General features: G+C 68.8%; 18 protein-coding genes. 2 read left to right on the forward strand and 16 right to left on the reverse strand.

Translation table 11 applies throughout. The features are described 5' to 3' along the window. Positions 1 to 837 precede the first annotated feature (837 nt). Complete coding sequence (rpfB, locus tag AC1PMG_RS11540; protein ID WP_481108972.1) at positions 838 to 2523, forward strand: fatty acyl-CoA ligase RpfB; 1686 nt, start codon at positions 838 to 840, stop codon at positions 2521 to 2523. A 149-nt stretch (positions 2524 to 2672) separates the two neighbouring features. Next, positions 2673 to 3545, forward strand: a complete 873-nt coding sequence (locus AC1PMG_RS11545; protein WP_267084377.1) for a crotonase/enoyl-CoA hydratase family protein — start codon at positions 2673 to 2675, stop codon at positions 3543 to 3545. A gap of 53 nt (positions 3546 to 3598) precedes the next feature. Here AC1PMG_RS11545 and AC1PMG_RS11550 read toward each other — a convergent pair whose 3' ends face one another. The 16 genes from AC1PMG_RS11550 to AC1PMG_RS11625 form a co-directional block, all read right to left on the reverse strand. Continuing rightward, a complete protein-coding gene (locus AC1PMG_RS11550; RefSeq protein ID WP_342072657.1) occupies positions 3599 to 5782 on the reverse strand; it encodes an ATP-binding protein in 2184 nt (727 codons plus the stop codon). A 1-nt stretch (position 5783) separates the two neighbouring features. Continuing rightward, positions 5784 to 6920, reverse strand: a complete 1137-nt coding sequence (rpfG, locus tag AC1PMG_RS11555; protein ID WP_043086876.1) for a cyclic di-GMP phosphodiesterase response regulator RpfG — start codon at positions 6918 to 6920, stop codon at positions 5784 to 5786. 147 nt (positions 6921 to 7067) lie between these two features. After that, a complete protein-coding gene (gene lysS / locus AC1PMG_RS11560) occupies positions 7068 to 8585 on the reverse strand; it encodes a lysine--tRNA ligase (protein ID WP_481108973.1) in 1518 nt (505 codons plus the stop codon). Positions 8586 to 8679: 94 nt separating this feature from the next. Next, a protein-coding gene (gene prfB / locus AC1PMG_RS11565) for a peptide chain release factor 2 (protein ID WP_160958641.1) occupies positions 8680 to 9805 on the reverse strand; the annotation gives its coding sequence in 2 pieces (ribosomal slippage) (positions 8680 to 9729 and positions 9731 to 9805; 1125 coding nt in all). Positions 9806 to 9873: 68 nt separating this feature from the next. Beyond that, entirely contained in the window at positions 9874 to 10770 is an 897-nt protein-coding gene (locus AC1PMG_RS11570) for a LytTR family DNA-binding domain-containing protein (protein WP_481108974.1), read from the reverse strand. A gap of 50 nt (positions 10771 to 10820) precedes the next feature. Further along, entirely contained in the window at positions 10821 to 13742 is a 2922-nt protein-coding gene (locus AC1PMG_RS11575) for a VIT domain-containing protein (RefSeq protein ID WP_481108975.1), read from the reverse strand. A 429-nt stretch (positions 13743 to 14171) separates the two neighbouring features. Continuing rightward, the gene (gene recJ, locus AC1PMG_RS11580; protein WP_481108976.1) at positions 14172 to 15908 is read right to left on the reverse strand and encodes a single-stranded-DNA-specific exonuclease RecJ; all 1737 of its coding nucleotides are present in this window, start codon (positions 15906 to 15908) and stop codon (positions 14172 to 14174) included. Continuing rightward, complete coding sequence (locus AC1PMG_RS11585; RefSeq protein ID WP_481108977.1) at positions 15905 to 16825, reverse strand: phosphoglycerate mutase; 921 nt, start codon at positions 16823 to 16825, stop codon at positions 15905 to 15907. The genes recJ and AC1PMG_RS11585 overlap by 4 nt, the downstream gene beginning before the upstream one ends. A 4-nt stretch (positions 16826 to 16829) precedes the next feature. Beyond that, positions 16830 to 17294 (reverse strand): transcription elongation factor GreA, encoded by a 465-nt coding sequence (gene greA / locus AC1PMG_RS11590; protein WP_026143501.1) that lies wholly within the window; start codon positions 17292 to 17294, stop codon positions 16830 to 16832. A gap of 8 nt (positions 17295 to 17302) precedes the next feature. Further along, positions 17303 to 20545 carry a carbamoyl-phosphate synthase large subunit gene (carB, locus tag AC1PMG_RS11595; RefSeq protein ID WP_481108978.1) on the reverse strand — a complete coding sequence of 1081 codons (3243 nt, stop codon included), beginning with the start codon at positions 20543 to 20545 and terminating at the stop codon, positions 17303 to 17305. A gap of 3 nt (positions 20546 to 20548) precedes the next feature. Then, positions 20549 to 20974, reverse strand: a complete 426-nt coding sequence (locus AC1PMG_RS11600; RefSeq protein ID WP_342072651.1) for a four helix bundle protein — start codon at positions 20972 to 20974, stop codon at positions 20549 to 20551. Next, positions 20974 to 22128, reverse strand: coding sequence for a glutamine-hydrolyzing carbamoyl-phosphate synthase small subunit (carA, locus tag AC1PMG_RS11605; protein ID WP_481108979.1), 1155 nt, complete (start codon positions 22126 to 22128; stop codon positions 20974 to 20976). The genes AC1PMG_RS11600 and carA overlap by 1 nt, the downstream gene beginning before the upstream one ends. Before the next feature lie 162 nt (positions 22129 to 22290). Beyond that, a complete protein-coding gene (gene dapB, locus AC1PMG_RS11610) occupies positions 22291 to 23007 on the reverse strand; it encodes a 4-hydroxy-tetrahydrodipicolinate reductase (RefSeq protein ID WP_242161276.1) in 717 nt (238 codons plus the stop codon). A gap of 529 nt (positions 23008 to 23536) precedes the next feature. Further along, positions 23537 to 24253, reverse strand: a complete 717-nt coding sequence (locus AC1PMG_RS11615; protein WP_481108980.1) for an MOSC domain-containing protein — start codon at positions 24251 to 24253, stop codon at positions 23537 to 23539. A 20-nt stretch (positions 24254 to 24273) separates the two neighbouring features. Beyond that, positions 24274 to 25482, reverse strand: a complete 1209-nt coding sequence (locus tag AC1PMG_RS11620; RefSeq protein ID WP_481108981.1) for an aminotransferase-like domain-containing protein — start codon at positions 25480 to 25482, stop codon at positions 24274 to 24276. Between the two features lie 74 nt (positions 25483 to 25556). Continuing rightward, the gene (locus tag AC1PMG_RS11625) at positions 25557 to 25811 is read right to left on the reverse strand and encodes a DUF6587 family protein (RefSeq protein ID WP_481108982.1); all 255 of its coding nucleotides are present in this window, start codon (positions 25809 to 25811) and stop codon (positions 25557 to 25559) included. Position 25812: the final 1 nt, after the last annotated feature.

The following is a 25812-nucleotide window of genomic DNA, read 5'->3' on the forward strand; positions in this document are numbered from 1 at the left end:
GAACCAATGGTTCGCAAGCGTGCCGGCTCGCCCACCACGGCGGCCTGCTGCAGTACGTGCTGCGGCAGTTGGCCGCGCGCTGACCGACCCGGCGGTTTCCAACAGCGGAAGCCCGGCCCCCGCGCCAGCGCGGGGGCGCTTCGCAAACGCGCGAACCACTGATTCGCAAGCGCGCCGCTCTGCGGGCACGGTGGCCTGCGGCAGTACGCACCGCATCCGTTGGCCGCACACCAATCCACCTTCGGCTTCCAACGACGAAGAAACGGTCCAAGCGCGGACACCTTGCATCTAGCAACGCCGACGGCGAAGTGACCATGTTCCAATGATGATCAGCGACCTAACAACCGCTGTTGCTGTTGCCGTTGCTCTGCATTTGCTCTTGCTGTTGGGTTTGCTCCTGCTCTTCCGGGTTCCCTTCCGAAGCGGCGGCCGTCCCGGGGAAACACCCGAAGGGCGGCGCACAGGGACGTGCGCCGTCCGCGGCAGGGGCAGGATGCCCCTTCCGCGGATCCCCGGGATGGACGCGAACCCGGAGCGCGCAGCGCGGAGGGCGCGTAGGCAGGGTGTGCTTTCTTTTGGTTACTTTTCTTTGCACAAGCAAAGAAAAGTGACTCGCCGCCAGGCGAAAGCTTTGCGTTGCAATTCCACGGTGCCAGCACTTATCGGAGCGTTCCAAACGCTCAGCCTGCAGCGCGCCACGCCAGGAAAATCAACGGTCCGCAGCCACCACCACCCCACCCCTGTTCGCCTTTTCCCTACGGAACGGTATGCTGCCGTTGCCGGTTCTAGCGGATACTGTCCGTACAGAGCCATCAATACATTTCCTGGAGGGGGAATATGAGTCTGGATCGTCCGTGGTTGCAGAGTTATCCGGCCGGCGTTGGCGCCGACATCAACGTCGACGAGTACCGCTCCGTCGCCGCGGTGTTCGAAAGCTCCGTGGCCAAGTTCGGAGACCGCCCCGCCTACTGCAACTTCGGCAAGACCCTGACCTACCGCGAGGCCGGCGAACTGGCCCGGCAATTCGCCGGCTACCTGCTGGGCGAACTGCAGCTCAAGAAAGGCGACCGCGTCGCCCTGATGATGCCCAACTGCCTGCAGTACCCCATCGCCACCTTCGGCGTGCTGCTGGCCGGCATGACCGTGGTCAACGTCAATCCGCTGTACACCCCGCGCGAACTGCGCCACCAGCTGATCGACTCCGGCGCCAGCGCCCTGGTGGTGATCGACAACTTCGGTACCACCGTGCAGGACGTGCTCGCCGATACCCCCGTCAAGCAGGTCATCACCACCGGCCTGGGCGACATGCTGGGCTTCCCCAAGGGCCCGCTGGTCAACTTCGTGCTGAAGTACGTCAAGAAGCTGGTGCCGGACTACGACATCCCCAACGCAATCCGCTTCCGCGACGCGCTGACCCTGGGCCGCCTGCACACGCTGCCTCGGATCGACATCGAACCGGACGACATCGCCTTCCTGCAGTACACCGGCGGCACCACCGGCGTGGCCAAGGGCGCGATGCTGACCCACCGCAACCTGGTCGCCAACATGCTGCAGGCCGGCGCCTGGATCTCGGCTACCGGCAAGCTGGAGGAAGGCAAGGAAGTCATCATCACCGCGCTGCCGCTGTACCACATCTTCGCGCTGACCGCGAACGGGCTGGTCTTCATGAAGCTCGGCGGACTCAACCACCTGATCAGCAATCCGCGCGACATGCCGGGCTTCGTCAAGGAGTTGCAGAAGACCCGCTTCACCGCCTTCACCGGCGTCAACACCCTGTTCAACGGCCTGCTCAACACCCCCGGCTTCGACAAGGTGGATTTCTCCTCGCTGAAGTTCACCCTGGGCGGCGGCATGGCGGTGCAACGCGCGGTGGCCGAGCGCTGGAAGCAGGTCACCGGGGTCACCCTGGTCGAAGCCTACGGCCTCACCGAGACCTCGCCGGCGGCCTGCATCAACCCGCTGACCCTAACCGAATACAACGGCGCGATCGGCCTGCCGATCCCCTCCACCGACGCCTGCGTCAAGGACGACCAGGGCCAGATCCTCGCCCATGGCGAGGTCGGCGAGCTGTGCATCCGCGGGCCGCAGGTGATGAAGGGCTACTGGCGCCGTCCGGAGGAAACCGCCAGCGCCATCGATGCCGACGGCTGGCTGCACACCGGCGACATGGCGCGGATGGATCCGCAGGGCTTCTTCTACATCGTGGACCGCAAGAAGGACATGATCCTGGTGTCCGGCTTCAACGTGTATCCGAACGAGGTCGAGGACGTCATCGCGATGATGCCCGGCGTGCTGGAAGTGGCCGCGGTCGGCGTGCCGGACGAAAAATCCGGCGAGGCGGTCAAGGTGGTCATCGTGAAGAAGGACCCCAACCTGACCGCCGACGAGGTGAAGGCGCACGCCCGCGCCAACCTCACCGGCTACAAGCACCCGCGCATCGTCGAGTTCCGCAAGGAGCTGCCCAAGACCAACGTCGGCAAGATCCTGCGGCGCGAACTGCGCGACGCGCCGCCGCCGCAATAAGCAGGTCCGACGGGCGCCCGCGCGGCGCCCGTGCAGGCGCTGGCGGGGCGAGTTCCGGCCGCGGCACCCGGGTGTAGCATCCGCCGGGTGGAAACGCACTCGCCCGCTGCGCCACGCCATCTCCGCGGGCGTCTTTCCGAGAGCCCGCCATGAGCACGATCGACACGCTGCCCCGTACCCGCGCCTACTCCAGCATCCGCATCGATGCGGACGGCGACGACGATAGCCATTGGCTGTACATGCATGCAGGCAGCGCCGCGAAGCAGCGGCCCTGCTTCCATCCCACCTTGATGCGCGAGATGCACAGCTACCTCGCCTCGATCAGCCAGCCTGGCAGCCTGGCGTCGGCGAGATTGGGCAGTTTGGTGCTGGCGTCCGATGGCAGCGCGTTCAACCTTGGCGGGGATCTGGAACTGTTCGGCCATTACATCCGCCGCCGCGATCGCGCCGGCCTGATGGCCTACGCGACAAGCTGCATCGATGGCGTACACCGTTTTCACGAAGGGCTCGGCGGCAATTTCCGCACCATCGCCCTGCTTCAGGGTGATGCCCTCGGCGGTGGACTGGAAATGGCGTTGTCGTGCCATGTGATCGTGGCCGAAGAGGATGTCGGTATGGGCCTGCCGGAAATCATGTTCGGCCTGTTTCCCGGCATGGGCGCGTATTCGTTCCTCAGCCGTCGCATCGCGCCGCATGCCGCGGAGAAGCTCATCCTGGGAGGCCATGTCTTCAGCAGCCAGGAGATGCATGCCATGGGCATCGTCGACGTGCTGGTCCCCAAGGGCCAGGGCAAGGACGCGGTGCACGATCTGATCCAGCAACAGCGGCGCGCGCCCCTGGCGCATCTGGCGATGAACGCGATGCGCAACGTGGTGCAGCCGGTGCGCCGCGAAGAGCTGCTGGCGGTGACGGAGATCTGGGTGGATGCGGCGCTGGCCCTTGGCGAAAAGTCGCTGCGGATCATGGATCGGCTGGTACGCGCCCAGGTCCGGCGCGCCCAAGCCGGCGTGGTCGCCGCCTGAGCGCGGCATGCTGCCGGCAATGAGGGATGACCCGGCCCAGCGCCGGGCTTTCCTCAGCGCAGTTCGCCGTCCTGTACGGCGCTCTGCCGGGCGCGCAGTTCCAGGGCTTCGCGGCCTTCGGTCAGGCTGGCGTTGAGCGCCATCAAGCGCGGACGCCACTCGCTGCGCACCTGCCATTCCGGCATCTGCATCAGTTCCCCACCGAGACTGGCGAGCCGGATCAGTCCGAGATTGCTGGCAACACCCTTGATCGCATGCGCATGTTCGCGCAGGCGTTCCCAATGCTCGGCCTCACCGGCGATCTGCATGCCGCCAAGGCAGCCCTCGGCATCGTTGAGGCATTGCGAGATGAATTCGCGCTCGAAGCCGTCGCCCATGCCAAGCCCGGCGAGTTCGTCCAGGACCGACGAATCCAGCACGCCCTCGCTCGACACCGCGCTCTGCCGCACCGTGCTCGTCTCGCTGCCGACGCGCAAGCGCCCCTCCATCGCGATGTCGGAGAGCGTGTCCAGCAGGCGATTGGCCACCACCGGCTTGGCCAGAAACGTCCGGGCACCGGCTTGCTCGCAGCGCTGGATCGACTCGGGAGTGACGTCGGCGCTGAGCACCACGACGGGGGTGCGCGGCCCGCCGGCCTGCATCACCCGCAATTGCCGCAACATGTCCAGCCCGCTCATGCCGGGCATGTGCAGGTCGACGATCACCGCATCGAATTCGCTTTCGGCCAATGCATCCAGCACCGCCTCGGCGCCGTCCACGCAAATGGCGCGATGGCCGGCCTTCTGCAGCATGCGCTGCAGCACCATGCGATTGGCGGCGTGGTCGTCGGCGACCAGGATACGCATGCCGCGCACCCGCGCGCGGTGGCGCAGGAACGGATCGGAGAACGCGATGACGTTGCCGCTGGTATCGATCTCCTCGGCGACCGCCGGCACGCTGGCCGCCGGCGCCCCGAGGTCCGTCGACGCCGGTACCGCCGCGGCCACGAACGGCAGTTCGAACCAAAAATGGCTGCCGCGCGGTGCGTTCTCCTGATAGCCGATACTGCCCCCCATCGCTTCGACCAGGCCCTTGGCGATCGTGGTGCCCAGGCCGCTGCCTTCGTAGCGGCGCGCGAGGCCGACGTCGGCCTGTTCGAACGCCTCGAACAGGCGCGGCCGCATCTCCGGCGTCACCCCGATCCCGGTATCGACGATGTCGAAACTCAGGCGTTTCGGCTGTCCCTGCTCGTTCTTGTGCAGGCGAACCCGGATATCGACCCGGCCGGTCTCGGTGAACTTGATCGCGTTGCCGGCCAGGTTCAGCAGCACCTGGCGCAGATGACCCGGATCGCCGGAAAGATAGTCCGGCACGTCCGGAGCGACGTCCACCTGGTAGGCCAGGCGCTTGGCCCGTGCCTGCGGCTGCAGGATCAGGCTGATCCCCTCCAGGGTTTCGCGCAGCGAGAAATCGCGCTTGTCGAGCCGGAGCTTGCCGGCCTCGATCGCGGAGATATCCAGCACTTCCTCGACCAGCGACAGCAGGCTGCGCGCGGAGGCCTGGATGGTATTGACGCACTCGCGCTGCTCGGCGTCCAGCCGCGTGGTCGCCAGCACCTCGGTCATGCCCGACAGTCCATTCAACGGAGTGCGGAACTCATGGCTCATGTTGGCCAGGAAGCGACTCTTGGCCTCGCTGGCGCGGCGCGCCTCGGCGGTGGTGCTGGTCAATTGTCGCAACAGCCCGGACAGGTATAGCGGAATGGCGGCGAGACCGACCAGCAAGCCGATGCCCAGGCCGCGATTGGCGATCCAGTAGTCGCTGGTCATCAGCGTGATGCTGAAACTGGCCACCGCCATGGCCACGGCCAGGTACAGATAACGGTTCCCGTAGCGCAGGCCGTTGCCGATGGTGACCCACATGATGACCACGTAGATGCAGGCCATCGGTTCGCCGATCGCACTCATCGCCATCGACATGAGTCCGTAGTCGGCGACCATGCCGATGATCCGGCGCACGTCCGAGCGCTGCGGCCGGGCCAGGATCCAGCTCATCAAGGCCAGAGCCACGGCCTGCGAGATCAGGGTCAGGCCGATGACATAGGCGCGCTGCCGCGGGGCGATGTCCCAACCGTGCGAGAACGACAGTTCGTACGCCAGGATCAGCGCGACCATGCAGATGCGGACGAACGCCTGGCCGTGCTCGGTATCCTTGCGCTCCGCGAACCGTTGCCGCACCCACGTGATCGCCGAGGTCATGTCAGACTCCTGGTCGCGCCGAGGCGGTGGAGAATTTCTCGCAGATCACCTGCAGCTGCTCGCGACCGCGGAACAGCGCATCCACGCAGCGCGGGTCGAACAGGCGGCCACGTTGGGCGTAGAGATAGGCCAGCGTCGCATCCATGGTCCAGGCTTCCTTGTAGGGGCGCGGCGAGATCAGCGCGTCGAACACGTCGGCGACCGCCACGATCCGCGCTTCCAACGGGATCGCCTCGCCGACCAGGCCGTCCGGGTAGCCGCTGCCGTCGTAGCGCTCATGGTGGCGCAGGGCGATCAGCGCGCCGACCTGGATGAAACGGTTCTGGCTGCCGCTGAGCAGTTCGTAGCCGATGCGCGGGTGCATGCGCATCACCGCCATCTCGTCCTCGTTGAGCTTGCCCGGCTTGAGCAGCACCGCGTCGGGAATGGCGATCTTGCCCATGTCGTGCAGGCTCGCGGCCATCTCGATGACCCGCACCTCGTCCTCGGACAGGCCCAGTTGCTCGGCGATCAGCCCCGCCACGTGGGCCATGCGTTCCAGGTAGGCACTGGTGCCGACGTCGCGGTACTCGATGGCCCGCGCCAGCCGCGACAGGGTCTCGCGCTCGCGTTCCTCGACCTCGCGCATGCTGGCCAGCAGGCGCTGCTCCAGCGACATCGCGCGCTGCTTGATGTTCTCGCTCTGCAGCCGCAGCTGCAACAGGTTGTGGCAACGCGCGCGCAGTTCGCGCGGGCGGATCGGCTTGACCAGGAAGTCGATCACCCCCGCTTCCAGCGCCGCCTGGCGGATCGGCTCGTCGCCGACCACGGTGATCAGGATGATCGGGATGTCGCGGTGCTTGGGCAGCCGGCGCAGGCGCCGCGCGAACTCCAGCCCGTCCATGCCCGGCATGCGGTAGTCGAGCAGCAACAGGTCGACCTTGCCGGCCTCGCACCAGGCCAGCGCGGCCTGCGAGTCGCCGAAGTCGCGCACGGTCAGTTCCGGGGCGATGTCCTCGATGACATGCCGCAGCATCGTCCGCGCGGAGGTCTGATCGTCGACGATGACGATGTTCAAACGATTGTCGCTTCCGTCGGCCCAGTGGAGACGGTCCCCGTTCGAGGACGCGCCGGAGAGGCTCATGCTGGCATCATGCATCTGCAATCCTCCGCCCGTCGCATCTGCGCGGGCTGCTGAGACGACAACGGGAACGCGCCGGCGCTGACTCACCCCGGCCCGTCCACCTCACTTCCTTTTGCGTGCAACGCCTGGTGCAAGAACCGCGCCACCTCGTCCGCGGCTAGGTTAAGCCTCCGGACGCATGTACGGAAACAGCAGCACGTCACGGATCGAGCTGCTGCCGGTAAGCAACATTACCAGTCGGTCGATGCCGATGCCCAGGCCGCCGGTCGGCGGCAGCCCGACTTCCAGCGCCCGGATGTAGTCGGCGTCGAAGTGCATGGCCTCGTCGTCTCCCCCGTCCTTCGCCGCCACCTGGGCCTGGAACCGCGCCGCCTGGTCTTCCGGGTCGTTGAGCTCGGAGAAACCGTTGGCGATTTCCTTGCCGTTGATGAACAGCTCGAAGCGGTCGGTGTAGCCCGGCTCGGTGTCGCTGGAACGGGCCAGCGGCGACACCTCGACCGGGTGGTCGGTGATGAAGGTCGGCTGGATCAGGGTGTGCTCGACCGTGGCCTCGAAGATCTCCAGCAGCAGCTTGCCCCAGCCGTAGGACGGCTTGGTGCGGATCTTCAGCCGCTCGCAATGGCGCAGCAGGGCCTCGCGGTCGGTGCAGTCGGCGGCGCTGATCTCCGGGTTGTGGTGGCGCACCGCCTCGTCCATGCGCCAGCGGCGGAACGCCGGCGCCAGGTCGATGTCGGCGCCGTCCCAGTGCACCTGGGTGGTGCCCAGCACCTCGCGGGCGACGTCGCGGATGACGTTCTCGGTCAGGTCCATCACCTCGTGGTACGTGGCGTAGGCCTCGTACAGCTCCATCATGGTGAATTCCGGATTGTGCCGGGTGCTGACGCCTTCGTTGCGGAAATTGCGGTTGATTTCGTAGACCCGTTCCAGGCCGCCGACCACCAGGCGCTTCAGGTACAGCTCCGGGGCCACCCGCAGGTACAGGTCCAGGTCCAGGGCGTTGTGGTGGGTGGTGAACGGCTTGGCCGTGGCGCCGCCGGGGATGTAATGCATCATCGGCGTCTCCACTTCCAGGAAGCGGCGCGCGTCCAGCCAGGCGCGCATGGCGCGGATGATCTTGGAGCGCTTGACGAACACCTCGCGCGCCTCCGGCGACACGATCAGGTCGACGTAGCGCTGGCGGTAGCGCTGCTCCACGTCGGACAGGCCGTGCCACTTGTCCGGCAACGGCCGCAGCGCCTTGGTCAGCAGCCGCAGCGCGGTGGCCTTGACCGACAGCTCGCCGGTCTTGGTGCGGGTCAGCCCGCCCTCCACGCCGATGATGTCGCCGATGTCCCAGCCCTTGAAGGCGTCGTAGGCCTCGCCCAGGGCGTTGGCCTGCAGGAACAGCTGGATGCGCCCGGACTCGTCCTGCAGCTGCACGAAGCTGGCCTTGCCCATCACCCGCTTGGCCAGCAGGCGCCCGGCCAGGCGCAGGCTGCGGCCCTGGGCCTCCAGCGCTTCGGCGGTCCAGCGCTCGGTGTCGGCGAACTCGGCCTGCAGATCGCCGGCGAAGTCGCTGCGGCGGAAATCGTTCGGATAGGCCACGCCCTGCGCGCGCAGCGCGGCGAGTTTGGCGCGCCGTTCGGCGATGAGGCTGTTCTCGTCGACTGGAAGGGACGGCGCGGGGGTCTGCTCGGTCATGGGATGGGGGATGCGTGAGGAAGGGAAAGAATGCACCAGCCGGCGGGCCGTGTGCCGCCGCACGGCCTCCGTCGCCAGGACGGAGGCCGCCGGTTCAGGCGTCGCTGCGTTTGGAGCCGGCTTCCAGGCCGGACTTGAGGCTGGCCTCGACGAACTCGTCCAGGTCGCCGTCGAGCACCTTCTGGGTGTCCGAGCGCTCCACGCCGGTGCGCAGGTCCTTGATCCGGCTCTGGTCGAGCACGTAGTTGCGGATCTGGCTGCCCCAGCCGATGTCGGACTTGGTCGCCTCCACCGCATCGCGCTCGGCGTTGCGCTTCTGGATCTCCAGCTCGTACAGCTTGGCGGCGAGCATCTTCATCGCGTTGTCGCGGTTCTGGTGCTGGCTGCGCCCGGTCTGGCAGGCCACCACGATGCCGGTGGGCACGTGGGTGATGCGCACCGCCGACTCGGTCTTGTTGACGTGCTGGCCGCCCGCGCCGGAGGACCGGTACACGTCGGTCTTCAGATCGGCCGGATTGATGTCGATGTCGATGTTGTCGTCCACTTCCGGCGACACGAACACCGAGGTGAAGCTGGTGTGGCGGCGGTTGTCCGAGTCGAACGGCGACTTGCGCACCAGCCGGTGCACGCCGGTCTCGGTCTTCAGCCAGCCGTAGGCGAAGTCGCCTTCCACGCGCAGCGTGGCGGACTTGATCCCCGCCACTTCGCCGCCGGAGACTTCCATCAGCTCGGTCTTCCAGCCGCGCGACTCGCACCAGCGCAGGTACATGCGCAGCAGGATCTCGGCCCAGTCCTGGGCCTCGGTGCCGCCAGCGCCGGCCTGGATGTCGACGAAGGCGTTGCTGGCGTCCATCTGCCCGGAGAACATGCGCTGGAACTCCAGCTTCTCCACCTGCGCCTGGAAGCGGTCGACGTCGGCCAGCACCGCCTGCGCGGTGGCCTCGTCGTTCTCGCTTTCGGCCAGTTCCAGGAATTCCAGCGATTCGTTCAGGCCATCGAGCACGCTGGCGATGCCGCCGACGGTCTTCTCCAGGCTGGCGCGTTCACGGCCCAGGCCCTGGGCGCGCTCGGGGTCGTTCCAGACGTCGGGGCTTTCCAGCTCCCGGGTGACTTCCTCTAGACGCTCCTTCTTGGCGTCGTAGTCAAAGAAACCCCCGTAGCGACAGCACCCGATCGGACAGATCGGCGATGCGGTGGCGAATCGGATTGAGTTCGATCATTGCGGCGTTTCCGGCAGACAAGAGCGCGATTCTAGCAATTCCGGCCGCCGCGCCACAGCGCCGCCGGCCTACTCGATGGTCGCCGCCTCGCCCTCCCCGGCCGCCACGCGCAGCGCGGCGCGATAGCGTCGGCTGCACGGCACCTGGCTGCCGTCGCGCAGGTGCACCCGCGCCTCGCCCGCCTCCAACGGCTCGATCGAGACCACGCTGGCCAGGTTGACGATGTAGCTGCGGTGGATGCGCACGAACCGCGCCGGGTCCAGCCGCGCCTCGATCGCAGCCATGGTGCTGCGCAGCGGGTAGTCGTGGCCGCGCACGCGCAGGTTGACGTAGTTGCCGGCGGCCTGCAGCCATTCGATGTCGGCCGCGGCGACCAGGAAGTCGCGGCCCAGCTTGCGCACCAGGAAGCGTTCCGGCCGTTCCAGCGAGCCCACCGGCGGGCCGGCGTCGGGCGCGCCGAGCAGCGCCGCCTCGCCCTGCCAGCGCCGCAACAGGAACCGGTACATCTGCACGCACAGCGCGATCGAAGCCAGGCTGCGCACGTCCTTGAGATATTCGTAGGCCAGGCCCTGCGGCCAAGGACCGAAGTCGTACTGCTGGCCCTGCAGGCGGTAGACCAGGCTGCGCAGGGCGACCATCCCCACCACGTGCAGCACCGACAGCGCCACGCTGCCCAGCAGGTAGCCCGGCAGCCGGCGCCGCCAGGTGTCCCAGTGCAGCGGGTAGCGTCGGGTCAGCAGCACCACCAGCGGCACGATCAGCAGGAACATCAGTTGGCTGGACCACTCCCAGACCACCGGCTCCCATGCGGCGAAATGCAGCCCGGTGTTGCGGATGTCGATCAGCACCGTGACGCTGTTGGCGATGGCGTTGATCAGGGTGAGCGCGACCCAGAAGCCGATTTCGAAGCTGCGGCGCCAGGGCTGGAAACGGGAATAGGCGCTGGCGCCGGACGGATCGGACATGGCCAAAGTGTAGCGCGCCGGCATGACCGCGCCGGCGCGCCATGGGCGGATCAGCGCACGTCGAACTCGCCGACCAGCACCGTCTCCTTGCGCTCGGTCAGGCGCAGCGTCACCTGCTGGTCGTGCTGCGCGGCCGTGCCCCAGCCCGTGCTCAGTTGCAGGTGCAAGGTGGTGGCGCCGGTGACCAGCGGCTGGCGCTCGCCGAAAAAGTTCGCTTCCACCTTGTACCTGCCGGGTTTGGCGCTGCGCAGCGAGAACTCCTCCGGCCCGTAGCCGCCGGTGAAGTCCGGCGACAGCTGGCCGCCCTGGTAGGTCGCGCGATTGCCGTAATAGCAGCGCTCGCCATTGGGGTCGGTCACCCACAGGTCCATGTCGCTGTTGTCGCTGTCCCAGTTCAGCACCACGCGCAGGTCCAGCGGCAGGTTGCGCAGCAGCCGTGGATCGACGAAGCGGGTATCCAGCGGCCGCGGCGCCCGCGCCACGATCGCGTTCAGTTCGTTGAGCGCGATCATGCTCACCCCGTCGAAGCGCGTGTCCCAGTCGCGCACCACCACCTGGTAAAGCTGCGCGATCGCCGCCTGCGCGTCGCCGCGCGCGGCATAGGCCAGGCCCAGGTCGCGGAAACTCTGCGGCTCCTCCTCGCCCAGCCGCAGCACCTGCTCGAACACCGGCACCGCCAGGTCGGCGCGACCGGCCTGCAGCAGCCGGTAGCCGAGCACGCGCAGCACGTGGCGATTTTCCAGTTGCAGCTCGGCCAGGTTGGACAGCACCCGCAGGGCCAGGTCGCGCTGGCCGCGCTCGAACAGCACGTCGGCCACGTCCAGGTAGAACGCCACGCTGTCGGCGTGCGCCGCGCGTTCGCTCAGGTACAGCGGATACACCGCGTCCGCCGCGGCCGCCCGCAGGCGCCGCGCATACGGCGAATCCGGCTGCCAGGGCTGCACGGCCAGGGAGATCGTGGCCGGAGCCGCCACACGCTCGCGCGCAGTCGCCGACGCGGCCGCGTCGCTGGACGCAACGGACGAACCGCCAAGGATATTCAGTTCCAGCGGCGTGGATGCAGGTGCGGCCGCGGGCATCGGCGCAGGTGCTGCGAGGGCCATGGACCGTTGCGGGCCCGACGGGGCCTGCATGCGCTGGTCGGCAGTGTCAGCGGCGGCGATCGCCACTGGCGGCGCGTCCTTGGGAAAGCGCCGCTGCCACCAGGCGACACGCTGCGCGAACGCGTCGGCGATCGCGTCGATGCGTCGCTTGCGCGTGTCGTCCTGCAGCTTCTGCTGCCGCACCTGCGCACCCGCCACCGCCGCACGCAGCGCCGGGGGCGCCGGGATGCCATAGCGGGCGTAGTCGTCGGCGTTCTCCAGCACCAGCAACGAGGTGTCGGCGCTGACCAGCCCGAAGCGCGTCGCCAGCGCCTGGCGGCGCGCGGCCGATTCCTGCGGATCGGCGGACAGACTGCGCAGCATTGCCCGCGCCCATGCGCCCGGCACCAGGTCGCCTGGAACTTCCTGCGCCTCGCGCAACGGCAGACTCAGGCGTCGGGTGCTGGCGGGGGTGGCGATCTCCAGGTGCAGCGTCGCATCGGCGCCGAGCAGGCGCCCCGCGATGCGCAGGTAGCCATTGTCGGCGTCGCGCGAATCGGCGACCAGATCGGCGACCTGGCTACCGTCCAGCGCGACCAGTTCGCCGCCACGCTGCAACAGCCGCTCGCTGGCGAGCTGCACGCCCGGCAGGCCCTGCAACGCGATCGCGCGTCCGCCGCGCGCTTCCGCGATCGCCGCCAGGCGCGCGGCATCGGCGTGCACGCCGGCCGAGTCGATCGCATACAGGCGCTGCCCCGGCGCCAGCGTCGGCATGGTCTGCGCGCCGTAGTTGCCCAGGCCATCGCTGAACAACAGATACTCCTGCACCTGCGCCGCCGGTTGCCAGGCGCCCAGCGCACTGGCGCCGTCGGGCTGCTCGGCCTGCAACGCCGCCTTCAGGGCGCTCCAGTCGCCGTTGCGCACCTGGAACCTGCGCGGCGCCGCGGCACGGTCGCGCAGCACGATCAGATCGACTTGGGCAGTGCCGACCGCAGCGAAATAGCGCTGCAGCAAGGCCAGTTCGGCCGGAATGTCGCGCTGTCGTGCCGAACCGGACGCATCCCAGAGCAGGCCGATGCGCTGCGGCAGCGGGCGCGGGCCATGCAGGTCGGCGATCGGCACCAGCGCCTGGAAGTAGCGCTGGCCATCGTGGAGACCGGTCGCCACGCGCGGCGTGGCGCTCGCGCGCAGCGACAGCACCAGCTCCGGCGGCAACTGCGCCGGGCTGCCGGACCAGGACGCGGCGTAGCCGCCGTCCGCCGTCGGCAGCAGCCGCATGCTGGGGGTCGCCGCGCGTTCATCAGGCGCGGCCTGGCTACTTAGCGCTACCTGCAGCGACCGCGCGCCGACCGCATACGCCAGCGGCAAGCGCCATTGCCAGCCGGCGGCGGTGCGCTGTAGCGATTCGCGATAGACCAGGCGGACATGGCGGCTGCCATGCGCCGGCAGCGGGTAGACGCGCAGCCGGAACTGGTTGCCGGCGGTCTGCTCGAGCAGGCCCGGATCCACGCCGCGCCGCTCGACCGCTTCGAACACCTGGCGCCCGCGCGCCTTGGGCACCGGCACCGCGTCGCGCATCTGCCCGTCGACGTCCAGGGCGAAACCGCTGAGTTGCTGCCCCTCGCGCAGCGGGAACGTCAGCTGCCCTTCCAGCACGCGCGCGTTGGGATTGAAGAACTCCAGCTCCACCGTGGTTTCGGCCAGGCCTGCGGCGGCATGCGCACGCACGGTCGCCGAGCGCAGCTCGACCGGATGTTCGCCGGCGTCGGTGTGCAGCAACGGCGCGACCAATTGCCGCTGCGGCGCGGACTGCGCCCCTGCCGGCACCGCGGCGAGTAACGACAACGAAAGCAACAACACGCACACGTTGCTGCGCATGGTGGACGGCATGGATCGCTCCTTGCTGGGACGGTATGGCTTGAACGTCCGCCGTGACGCGATGGGGTTGCTTGTGTGCGTCCAGGCTCAGGCGACGCGCAAGCCCCTCTCCCATCGGGAGAGGGGTTGGGGTGAGGGTGTGGCGCAAGGCGCGGCACTTTGGCGATGCGAGGCTGCGCCCGTACCCTCATCCGCCCCTGCGGGGCACCTTCTCCCGAAGGGAGAAGGAATAGCGAAGCCCCTCTCCCTCTGGGAGAGGGGTTGGGGTGAGGGTGCGGCACAGGCGCGATGCAACAGACGACGCGAGGCTGCGCCCTACCCTCATCCGGCCCTGCGGGCCACCTTCTCCCGAGGGGAGAAGGGAAGCAAAGCCCCTCTCCCACCGGGAGAGGGGTTGGGGTGAGGGTCCGGCACCACGCGTAGCGTCAGACCGCCAACTGCTCAGCCATCCAACGGCAGACAGTGCTCCACCACCAGCTGCACCGCATCGCCGCCGCGGTAGTCGTCGGCGACCAGACGATAGGCGATATGCACGCGGCGGCCAGGTTCGCGACCGTGCCAGCCGTTGAAATGGATCGCGTTCAAGGGTTCGGCACGGCCGGGGCAGCGCAGGCTCAGCTTGAGGTGGCGCTCCTTCAGCACACGCCACTGCAGCACCTCGAATTCGCCATCGAACAGCGGCTCGGGAAACCCCTGCCCCCATGGCCCACCCTGGCGCAGCGCCTCGGCATGGCGATGGTCGAGTTCGTGCGGGTCCAGCGCGCCGTCGCTGAGCAGTTCGGCCTGCAACAGTTCCGCGTCCAGGCTGGCCAGCGCATGCGCACGGAATACCTCTTCGAACTCGGCCAGCGCGTCCTGCGGCAGGCTCAGGCCCGCGGCCATGGCGTGGCCGCCGAACTTCTCCATCAGGCCCGGCCGCTGCGCCTCCACCGCCGCCATCGCGTCGCGGATGTGGAAGCCGGGAATCGAGCGCGCCGAGCCGCGCAATTGGGTGCTGCCCGGCTCGGCCGGGGCGAAGGCGATCACCGGCCGATGCAGGCGGTCCTTCATCTTCGACGCGACCAGGCCGATCACGCCGGGATGCCACTGCGCATCGAACAGGCACACCGCCACCGGCGGCTGCTCGGGCGCGGCCAGCAACGCCTGCGCCACCACTGCCTCGGCCTCGTCGGTCATCTGCTGCTGCACGGCACGGCGCTCGGCGTTGATCTCCTCCAACGTCGCGGCGATCGTGCGCGCCTGTTGCGGGTCCTCGCACAGCAGCAACTCGATGCCCAGGGCCATGTCCTCGAGCCGGCCGGCGGCATTGAGCCGCGGCGCCAGCGCGAAGCCGATGTCGCTGGCGCTGAGCCGCGCCGGGTCGCGGCCGCTGGCTTCGATCAAGGCGCGCAGGCCGAGGCAACCTTCGCCGCGCTGCAACCGGCGCAAACCGGCCGAGACCAGCGCGCGGTTGTTCGGATCCAGCGGCACCAGGTCGGCGACGGTGCCGACCGCGACCAGGTCCAGCAGTACGCTCAGGTCCGGCGGCGGTGCCGCCGCGAACGCGCCGCGCACACGCAGGTGCCGGCGCAAGGCCAGCAGCACGTAGAAGATCACCCCGACGCCGGCCAGCATCTTGCTCGGGAACGCGTCGCCGGCCAGGTTCGGATCGACGATGGCATCGGCCGGCGGCAGCGCCGGACCCGGCAGGTGGTGGTCGGTGACCAGCACCTGCCAGCCCAGCGCCTTGGCCGCGGCGACGCCGGCATGGCAGGCGATGCCGTGGTCCACCGTGACCAGCAGGTCCGGCTGCAACGGCGCCAGTTCCGCCACCAGCGCCGGCGACAGCCCGTAGCCATGGACCATGCGGTTGGGCACCGCATGCAGCACCTGCGCGGCGCCAAGCAGGCGCAGCCCGCGCACCGCCACCGCGCAGGCGGTGGCGCCGTCGCAATCGAAATCGCCGACCACCAGGATGCGCTTGCCCGCAGCGATCGCCTCGGCGAGCAGGGCCACGGCGTCGTCGATGCCGCTCAGCGCATCCGGCGGCAGCAGTTGCGCCAGCCTGGGCTGCGCCAGGCCGCTGTCGTGCGCGCCGCGCGCGGCGTAGATACGCCGCAGCAACGGTAACGTGGCCTCATGCCACGGGCCGGCCGCGGCCGCCGCGGGCCGCCGCACGATGCGCGCGATCGAACTCATGCGTCCAGGCGCGACAGCGGCCGCCGCCACAGGCGCCAGCGTTGCGCAGGGGCGATACGGAAACAGGTGCCGTCCTCGAAATCCAGCTGCAGCTGCTGCAGCTCGCCATCGCGCAGCGCCTGCAGCAGCGGCTGCACCACCTCGCCGACGAACTGCTCGGGCGCGCGCAACTGACGCAGGTCGACCAGCGCATCGACCCGCGGTGCCTGCGCATCGGCGACGCCGGCGGCCTTGGCCAACGCGCGCAACAGCGGATCGCGGCTGCGCACCTGCGCATGCGCAGTGCCGACCGTGGCCGGCAGGCGGCCGCCGCCCCAGAACCACAGCGAGTTGATCGCCGGCTGGCCGCGGGCGACGCGTTCGCGGTTCCAGGGATGCTGGTGCAGCACGATCTGCACTTCGGTCAGCAGGGCACGCCAGCGGCGCGCGTCCTCGCCCTGCGGCAGATGATCGAACAGGTCCGCCCCGAGCACCTGCGCCGGTGCCGCGAACACCGGCAGCACGCTGTCGGCCGGCAGGCGCAGGTACCAGCGGGTCGGATCGGGCGCATCCAGGGTCAGCCCGCTCTCGGCGAATACGCCCTGCACCGCCGGCAACAGCGCGTCCAGGTCCACCGCGTCGAGCGGCAGCATGTCGCTATGCGCCATCAGCCGCGCGCCCTGCATGTCCGGCACCACGTAGGCGGGATCGGCGCGCAGCCACAGGCCGTCGCCGGCATCGCCGGCGTCCAGTTGGCGGGTCAGCGCCGCGGCCGGCAGCGAAGCTTCCGCCAGCACGAAATGGCGGCGCAACTGCGCCTCGCCGCCGGGCGCGGCCTGCGTGCGGTCGGCGCGGCCGAACGCGCGCGCCACCTCGCCGGCCAGCACGGCGCCGGCCAGGCGGACCCGCTCCGGCAACAGCAAGGTGGCGACCGCCATCGGATCAGCCGACGTAGGCGACGCTGACGATCTCGTACTCGCGGCGTCCGGCCGGGGCGTCGATGCTGACGCTGTCGCCTTCCATCTTGCCGATCAGCGCACGCGCCAGCGGCGAGGAAATCGCGATCAGGCCAAGCTTGATGTCCGCTTCGAGGTCGCCGACCAGCTGGTAGCGCTTCTCTTCGTCGGTCTCCACATCGGCCAGGGTCACGGTGGCGCCGAACACCACCTTGCTGCCGACCGCCAGCTTGCTGACGTCGATGACCTCGGCGTGCGACAGCTCGCTCTCCAGCTGCTTGATGCGGCCTTCGATGAAGCCCTGCTGCTCGCGCGCGGCGTGGTACTCGGCGTTCTCCTTGAGGTCGCCGTGCGCGCGCGCCTCGGCGATCGCGGTGATGACCTCGGGACGCTTGACCGACTTCAGGTGATCCAGTTCCTCGCGCAACCGCTGCGCGCCTTGCATGGTGATCGGGGCTCTCACGCTTCCAGCTCCTTGTGCAGTTCCTGCAGCGCCCAGACCGGACCGGTGCCGCGGAATTCCAATGAATGCACCAGCGCACGCGCGCCGGCGACCGTGGTCGAATAGGTGACGCGATGCTGCAGGGCTTCGCGGCGGATCGAGAACGAGTCGGAGATCGCCGCCCGGCCCTCGGTGGTGTTGACGATATACACGATTTCGCCATTCTTGATCAGATCGACGATGTGCGGGCGACCCTCGGCGACCTTGTTCACCTGCTCGCACTGCAGACCGTGCTGCTGCAGCCAGGCGCAGGTGCCGCGGGTGGCGACCAGGGTGTAGCCGCGCTCGACCAGCGCCTGCGCCACCGGCAGCACGCGCTGCTTGTCCGGATCGCGCACCGACACGAAGGCCTTGCCCAGCGGCGGCGCCTTGATGCCGCCGGCTTCCTGCGCACGCGCGAACGCCGCGCCGAAGCTGCGGCCCACGCCCATCACCTCACCGGTGGAACGCATCTCCGGGCCGAGGATCGGATCGACGCCCTGGAACTTGGCGAACGGGAAGATCGCCTCCTTCACCGAGTAGTAGTCGGGCACGATCTCCTTCAGCGCGCCCTGCTCGGCCAGGGTCTTGCCGGCCATGCAGCGCGCGGCGATCTTGGCCAGCGGCACGCCGATCGCCTTGGACACGAACGGCACGGTACGCGAGGCGCGCGGGTTCACTTCCAGCAGGTAGACGATGTCGTCGCCGGCGTCGTTCACCTGCACCGCGAACTGGGTGTTCATCAGCCCGACCACGTTCAGCGCCTTGGCCAGCTCGACCACCTGGCGGCGCAGCTCGGTCTGGGTCGCCGGCGACAGCGAGTACGGCGGCAGCGAGCAGGACGAATCGCCCGAATGCACGCCGGCTTCCTCGATGTGTTCCATGACGCCGCCGATCAGCACCTGGCCATCCTGGTCGGCGATGATGTCCACGTCCACTTCCACCGCGTTGTCGAGGAAGCGGTCCAGCAGCACCGGCGAATCGTTGGAGACCTTGACCGCGTCGCGCACGTAGCGCGCCAGGTCGGATTCGCCGTAGACGATTTCCATGGCGCGGCCGCCGAGCACGTAGCTCGGGCGCACCACCAGCGGATAGCCGATCTCGCGCGCCAGCACCAGCGCCTCGTCGGCGTTGCGGGCGATGCGGTTCGGCGGCTGCTTCAGGCCGAGCTTGTCGACCAGTTGCTGGAAGCGCTCGCGGTCCTCGGCCAGGTCGATGGAATCCGGCGAGGTGCCGATCACCGGCACGCCGTTGGCCTCCAGCGCACGCGCCAGCTTCAGCGGGGTCTGCCCGCCGTACTGCACGATCACGCCCTTGGGCTGCTCCAGCTCGACGATCTCCAGCACGTCTTCCAGGGTCAGCGGTTCGAAGTACAGGCGATCGGAGGTGTCGTAGTCGGTGGACACGGTCTCCGGATTGCAGTTGACCATGATGGTCTCGTAGCCGTCCTCGCGCAGCGCCAGCGCGGCGTGCACGCAGCAGTAGTCGAACTCGATGCCCTGGCCGATGCGGTTGGGGCCGCCGCCCAGGATCATGATCTTGTCGCGGTCGCTCGGCGCGGCCTCGCACTCGTCCTCGTAGGTCGAGTAAAGGTAGGCGGTGCTGGTGGCGAACTCCGCCGCGCACGAGTCCACGCGCTTGTATACCGGGCGCACCTTGTGCGCGCGGCGCAGCGCGCGCACCGCGGCCTCGTTGGTGCCGCACAGTTCGGCCAGGCGCGCATCGGAGAAACCGGCGCGCTTGAGCGTGCGCAGGCGCTTGGCGTCCAGCGCACCGAGGCCGTCGGCGGCCAGCTGCGCTTCCTGCGCGATCAGGTCTTCCATCTGGTCCAGGAACCAGGGGTCGATGAACGACAGCGCGTGCACCTGCTCCACGCTCATGCCGGCGCGGAACGCATCGGCGACATAGAACAGCCGCTCCGGACCGGGCGCCTTCAGCTCGCGCTTGAGCGTGGCCAGGTCGTCTTCGCTGGTCAGGTCCAGGCCGGTCGGATCGAGGCCGATCTTGCCGGTCTCCAAACCGCGCAGCGCCTTCTGCAGCGATTCGGAGAAGGTGCGGCCCATCGCCATCACCTCGCCCACCGACTTCATCTGCGTGGTCAGGCGCGCGTCGGCCTGCGGGAACTTCTCGAAGGCGAAGCGCGGGATCTTGGTGACCACGTAGTCGATCGACGGCTCGAACGAGGCCGGGGTCAGCCCGCCGGTGATCTCGTTCTTCAGTTCGTCCAGGGTGTAGCCCACCGCCAGCTTGGCCGCGACCTTGGCGATCGGGAAGCCGGTGGCCTTGGAGGCCAGCGCCGAGGAGCGCGACACGCGCGGGTTCATCTCGATCACCACCACGCGGCCGGTCTGCGCGTTGATGCCGAACTGCACGTTGGAGCCGCCGGTGTCCACGCCGATCTTGCGCAGCACGGCGATGGAGGCGTCGCGCAGGCGCTGGTATTCCTTGTCGGTGAGGGTCTGCGCCGGGGCCACGGTGATCGAGTCGCCGGTGTGCACGCCCATCGGGTCGAGGTTCTCGATCGAGCAGACGATGATGCAGTTGTCCGCGGTGTCGCGGACCACTTCCATCTCGAACTCCTTCCAGCCCAGCACCGACTCCTCGACCAGCACTTCGCTGGTCGGCGACAGTTCCAGGCCGCGGCCGACGATCTCGATCAGTTCTTCGCGGTTGTAGGCGATGCCGCCGCCGCTGCCGCCCAGGGTGAAGCTGGGGCGGATGATGGTCGGGTAGCCGACCGTGGCCTGGATCTCCAGCGCCTCCTCCAGCGTGTGCGCCACCGCCGCCTTCGGGCACTCCAGGCCGATCTCGCCCATCGCCACGCGGAATAGCTCGCGGTCCTCGGCCATGCGGATGGCCTCGCGCTTGGCGCCGATCAGCTCGACGCCGTACTTCTCCAGCACGCCGTGGTCAGCCAGGTCCAGCGCGCAGTTCAGCGCGGTCTGCCCGCCCATGGTCGGCAGCAGCGCGTCGGGCTTTTCCTTGGCGATGATCTTCTCGACCGTCTGCCAGTTGATCGGCTCGATGTACACGGCGTCGGCCATGTTCGGGTCGGTCATGATCGTGGCCGGGTTGCTGTTGACCAGCACCACGCGATAGCCCTCGTCGCGCAGCGCCTTGCACGCCTGCGCGCCGGAGTAGTCGAACTCGCAGGCCTGGCCGATGACGATCGGGCCGGCGCCGATGATGAGGATGGTTTGGAGGTCGGTGCGACGTGGCATGGTTCAGTAATCCTCGACGTTCTCGGAAATGCGGGACCCGGGACCCGGGGCCCGGGACCCGGATTCAAGCCGACGCTGCAATGATTGTTGCAATCTGGAAAGCATTTGGCTGACACGCTCGCAGAGCTGCAGCACAACGCTAAGTTCTTCGTGTTCGCCCATCCCAAGCCGCTCGACCAGCAGCAACTGCGTTTGTAGCTCGGCGCACGATCCTGTTGCGATCGCTACAAAACGCGCATAGTCCCGTGTGGCGCCGCGTGCGTTGCCTTCAGCGATGTTTGAAGGAATCGATACCGCGGAACGCTGCAACTGCGAAGTCAATCCGTAACGCTCGACGTGCGGCAATGACGCTGTGAACGAATAGACTGCTTCGGCGAGCTGCATGGACAGTTGCCAGACTTCGAGATCCCGGAAATGGGAGACCGCCATTACGCGGCCTTTTCCGATCCCCGGGTCCCGGGTCCCGGGTCCCGCATCAGTGACACGAACTGATCGAACAGCGGCGCCACGTCGCGCGGACCCGGCGAGGCTTCCGGATGGCCCTGGAGGCTGAAAGCCGGTGCGTCGGTGAGCGCGATGCCCTGGTTGCTGCCGTCGAACAGCGATCGATGGGTGACGCGCACGTTGGCCGGCAAGGTCGCCTCGTCCACCGCGAAGCCGTGGTTCTGCGAGGTGATCATCACCCGGCCGCTGTCCAGGTCCTGCACCGGATGGTTGGCGCCGTGGTGGCCGTGGCCCATCTTCAGGGTCTGCGCGCCGGCGGCCAGGGCCAGCAGCTGGTGGCCCAGGCAGATGCCGAAGGTGGGGATTTTGCGCGCCAGCAGTTCCTTGATCGCGGCGATCGCGTAGTCGCACGGCGCCGGGTCGCCGGGGCCGTTGGACAGGAACACGCCGTGCGGATTCATCGCCAGCACCTCGGCGACCGGCGTCTGCGCCGGCACCACGGTCACCTCGCAGCCGCGCTCGGCGAGCATGCGCAGGATGTTGTGCTTGACCCCGTAGTCGTAGGCGACGACCTTGAACTTGGGCTCGGCCGTGACGAAGGCGTTGCTGTCCAGGTCGAGTTGGCCGTCGCGCCAGGGATAGGCGGTGTCGGTGGAGACCACCTTGGCCAGGTCCATGCCCTTCAGCCCCGGGAACTTGCGCGCCGCTTCCAGCGCGGTGTCCACATTGACCTCGCCGGCCATCAGCGCGCCGTTCTGCGAGCCCTTCTCGCGCAGGATGCGGGTCAGCTTGCGGGTGTCGATGCCGGCGATGGCGACCACGCCGCGCTGGATCAACCAGTCCGGCAGCGCCACCTGGTTGCGCCAGTTGCTGGGGCGGCGCGGCACGTCGCGCACGATCAGGCCGGCCGACCAGACCTGGGCGGCCTCGTCGTCCTGGTCGGTGCAGCCGGTGTTGCCGATATGCGGATACGTCAGCGTGACCAGTTGGCGGGCGTAGGAGGGATCGGTGAGGATCTCCTGGTAGCCGGTCATGGCGGTGTTGAACACCACTTCGCCGACGGACAGGCCGGCAGCGCCTACGGATTCGCCCTCGAACACGGTGCCGTCTTCAAGGACAAGGATTGCGGGTTGAGTCACGGGGTTCGCCTTGGGGAGAGAGGAACCCTGCCCCACCAACTTGCAGGCTGCAAGAAACCGCGAACTCGGCGCTTCTCCGGGTCCGTGGCGATGGGTAACAGGCGAGCGAGAATTGTACCGGCGCGGGGCGGTCCGCGCCAGCCGTTTATGTGAAAACCGCGTTCAGCCGAGCAGGTCGCGCAGCCGGTAGGCCCCGGGCGCACGCCCCGGCAGGCGTGCGGCCGCATGCAGCGCGCCGCGGGCGAAGATGTCGCGGTTGCTGGCGCGGTGCACCAGTTCCACCCGCTCGCCGAGTCCGGCGAACTGCACCAGATGCTCGCCGACGATGTCGCCGGCACGCAGGCTGGCGTAGCGCGGAGTAGCGCCACCCTGCGCGGCCGCGTCGCCCAGGGTCAGCGCGGTGCCGGAGGGCGCGTCCTGCTTGTGCACGTGGTGGGATTCGACGATGTCGCAGTCCCAGCCCGGCAGCGCCGCGGCGGCGCGCTCGACCAGATCGTGCAGCACCGCCACCCCCAGGCTGAAGTTCGAGGCCCAGATCAGCGGAATGCGTTCGGCGGCGGCGGCCAGCGCCTGCCGCTGCGCGTCCTCCAGCCCGGTGGTGCCGGACACCAGCGCCGCACCGCGTGCGGTGCACAGGGCCAGCACCGGGTCGAAGCCCTGCGGCAGGCTGAAATCGATCGCCACGTCGAAGGCCGGCACCCCGCCCAACTCGGCCGCGGCGAAGTACGGCACGCCGTCGATCACCCGCTGCGCCGGCGCGCGCCGCACCACCGCGGCCACCACCTGCAGCGCCGGGTCCTGCGCGGCCAGCCGCAACAACGCCTGGCCCATCCGGCCGGACGCACCATGGATCAACACACGCAGCGGAGAAGTCGTCATCGACACAAGGCTAGCGGTTTGCGCGCGGGTGCGACAGAGGGCGCATGCACCCAAGACGCAAGCGCCCGACGCGCCACCTCGGACGTGGCGATGCTTCCCTCGTCGGGGCTGAAGCCCCTCCCACAAGGGCGTGGCGGCACTGGAAGCGACAAAAAAGCCGCCGGGCGAGGCACCTGGCACCTGCCAATAGACATCGCAGCCGATCGCCCCCCTGTGGGAGGGGCTTCAGCCCCGATGCCGTACGGCCCGGTCGCGCACAGCGCCCCACTGCCATTGGCGCGACCGACGTTGCACTCGCATTCCTTGCACGGAGCATGCTCGATGCGGACGGCACCCTGCTTTGGATACAACGAGGCCTCGTTCGTCGCGGCTGAAGCCGCTCCTACGGAGGATCAACGACGTCGTTAAGCAGGCATTGCGGGAGGGGCTTCAGCCCCGACGCGTTGCACCCACCCAATCGAGCATGCCCCGGTCGACGCCACCGCTCCCGCCAAACAGGAGAGCACACTCGCCGGATCGATCAACCGCCCTACTCGGCTGCCGCCTGCCCCAGCAAGCGCTTGTCCCAATCTTCCACGGCACGCTGCGCCAGGCGCCGCTCGAACAGGGTGCGCCAGTTCGGCACCAGCGGCAGCGCCAGCACCTCCTGCAGTTGCGCCGGGTCGATCTCGCGGCGGTACAGCAGGCCGACCAGGCGTGCCAGCGACCATTGCGGATACGGACGCTCCAGCAGCACCAGACTGTCGCCGGCGGCGACCTCGCCGGGCTGCAGCACGCGGTAGTACCAGCCGGTGCGGCCGCTGTCCTGCACGCGCCGCGCCAGCGCGGCCACGCCGAACCGGTCGGACAGCTTCCAGCACGGCTGCCGCGACTGCGACACCTCGACCACGGCCGTTCCCAGGCGCAGCCTGTCGCCCAGGCACAGGTCGGCTTCGGTCACCCCGCTACTGCTGAGGTTCTCGCCGAACGCACCGGGCGCGTCCAGCAAGGCATGTGCGCCCAGTTCCTCGCGCCAGGCCAAGTAATGATCGCGCGGGTAATGGTGCAAGGCCTTGTCGGGGCCGCCATGCACGCGGCGGTCGCCCTGCTCGTCCAGTTCCAGCCCCTCCAGGCCGATGCGCAGGCGCCCGGCCTGCGGGCGCTTGTCGATCGCGCTGCGGCTGCCCGGGCGGGTGAACGCCTGCGCGCGACCGACCAGGACCGCGTCGATGGTCCAGGAGGCGACCGCGGAACCGGAAGACGCCATCGACAGAAGCAGCGCCGGACTCAGGCCGTCGCGCGTCGGTGCGCGGCGACCTCGTCCTGCAGCAGCGCACCGAGGATGCGCACGCCGGTCTCGATGCGCTCGGCCGGCACGGTCACGAACGACAGCCGCAGGGTATTGCGCTGCGGCGCGACCGCGAAGAACGGCGCGCCTGGCACGAAGGCCACGTTGCGCTCGATCGCCTTGCTCAGCAGCGCGCCGCCGTCCATGCCTTCCGGCAGTTCGACCCAGATGAACATGCCGCCGGCCGGGCGGTTCCAGCGCACCTGCGCCGGGAAATACTTGGCCAGGGCGGCCAGCATCTGCTCGCAACGGCTGGCGTACAGCGCGCGGATGCCGGGGATATGCGCATCCAGGAAACCGTCCTGCACCGCCTCGTAGACGATGCGCTGGCTGAACGAGGGCGTGTGCAGATCCGCCGCCTGCTTGGCCTGCACCAGCTTGGCGTGCACCGCCTCCGGCGCGACCAGGTAGCCCAGGCGCAGGCCGGGCGCGAACACCTTCGAGAACGAGCCCATGTAGATGGCGCCGTCCGGGTTCATCGACAGCAGGCTCGGCAGCGTGTCGCCGCTGTAGCACAGCTCGCCGTAGGGATCGTCCTCGACGATGGGCACGCCGGCCGCGGCCGCACGCGCCACCAGCGCCTGGCGCCGGTGCAGCGGCAGACGCCGCCCGGTCGGATTCTGGAAGTTCGGCAGCACGTACATGAAGCGCGCGTCCGCCAGTTGCGCATCGTCCAGCGCGTCCACTACCACACCGTCGTCGTCCGACTGCATCGCCGCGAACGCCGGCTGGAACAGCGAGAACGCCTGCAGCGCGCCGAGATAGCTGGGCGTTTCCACCAGCACCTTGCTGCCTTCGTCGATGAACACCTTGCCGAGCAGGTCCAGGCCCTGCTGCGAACCGGTGGTGATCAGCACCTGGCTGGGACGGATATGGGCACCGTCGCGGCTCAGCCGCGCCGCGACCCATTCGCGCAGCAACAGATAGCCTTCGGTCGGGCCGTACTGCAGTGCCGCCTGCGGTGCGTCGCGCAGCACCTTGTCGCAGGCCTCGCGCATGCGCTCGACCGGGAAGGTGTCCGGCGACGGCAGGCCGCCGGCGAAGGAGATCACGTCCGGGCGTTCGGTGACCTTGAGGATTTCGCGGATCGCCGAACTGGTCAGCGCCTGCGCACGGCGGGAAAACTGGAATGGGCTGGTCATCGGCATAGGATAGTCGCCGCCATCGCGGCGCGCATGTGCGGCGCACAAGCGATGCGCCGGCCGGCAACGGGCGCCGCGGCTCAGTGCCGCCGCGGCGGCGTCGGCCCGCAGCTGTCGCAACCGCCGCAGGCGCCCGCGCCCGCGGTAGGCGCAGGCGCGATACGGCGACCGAGGGCTTGCAGCCACGCCGCGCGGCCCGGTTTGAGCAGGCGCACGGCGATGCCGCCGCGCAGCTTGCGCGCGGTGCCGGGGAACTGCTTCTTCAGCACCACCCAGGCACTGACCAGCACCGCCAGCGCGATCACCAGGTACTGCAGCAGCAGCGAGACGCTCATC

It is taken from the genome of Xanthomonas sp. NCPPB 2250 (assembly GCF_056725265.1).

Bases quoted from the DNA above. Each gene is read 5' to 3' on its own strand.
- AC1PMG_RS11620 (WP_481108981.1), bottom strand. From the start codon at position 25,482: ATGCCGATGACCAGCCCATTCCAGTTTTCCCGCCGTGCGCAGGCGCTG.
- AC1PMG_RS11615 (WP_481108980.1), bottom strand. From the start codon at position 24,253: ATGGCGTCTTCCGGTTCCGCGGTCGCCTCCTGGACCATCGACGCGGTC.
- dapB (WP_242161276.1), bottom strand. From the start codon at position 23,007: ATGACGACTTCTCCGCTGCGTGTGTTGATCCATGGTGCGTCCGGCCGG.
- AC1PMG_RS11570 (WP_481108974.1), bottom strand. From the start codon at position 10,770: ATGTCCGATCCGTCCGGCGCCAGCGCCTATTCCCGTTTCCAGCCCTGG.
- recJ (WP_481108976.1), bottom strand. From the start codon at position 15,908: ATGAGTTCGATCGCGCGCATCGTGCGGCGGCCCGCGGCGGCCGCGGCC.
- AC1PMG_RS11550 (WP_342072657.1), bottom strand. From the start codon at position 5,782: ATGACCTCGGCGATCACGTGGGTGCGGCAACGGTTCGCGGAGCGCAAG.
- rpfB (WP_481108972.1), top strand. From the start codon at position 838: ATGAGTCTGGATCGTCCGTGGTTGCAGAGTTATCCGGCCGGCGTTGGC.
- carB (WP_481108978.1), bottom strand. From the start codon at position 20,545: ATGCCACGTCGCACCGACCTCCAAACCATCCTCATCATCGGCGCCGGC.
- lysS (WP_481108973.1), bottom strand. From the start codon at position 8,585: ATGACCGAGCAGACCCCCGCGCCGTCCCTTCCAGTCGACGAGAACAGC.
- AC1PMG_RS11600 (WP_342072651.1), bottom strand. From the start codon at position 20,974: ATGGCGGTCTCCCATTTCCGGGATCTCGAAGTCTGGCAACTGTCCATG.
- AC1PMG_RS11585 (WP_481108977.1), bottom strand. From the start codon at position 16,825: ATGGCGGTCGCCACCTTGCTGTTGCCGGAGCGGGTCCGCCTGGCCGGC.
- rpfG (WP_043086876.1), bottom strand. From the start codon at position 6,920: ATGCATGATGCCAGCATGAGCCTCTCCGGCGCGTCCTCGAACGGGGAC.
- AC1PMG_RS11625 (WP_481108982.1), bottom strand. From the start codon at position 25,811: ATGAGCGTCTCGCTGCTGCTGCAGTACCTGGTGATCGCGCTGGCGGTG.
- AC1PMG_RS11545 (WP_267084377.1), top strand. From the start codon at position 2,673: ATGAGCACGATCGACACGCTGCCCCGTACCCGCGCCTACTCCAGCATC.
- AC1PMG_RS11575 (WP_481108975.1), bottom strand. From the start codon at position 13,742: ATGCCGTCCACCATGCGCAGCAACGTGTGCGTGTTGTTGCTTTCGTTG.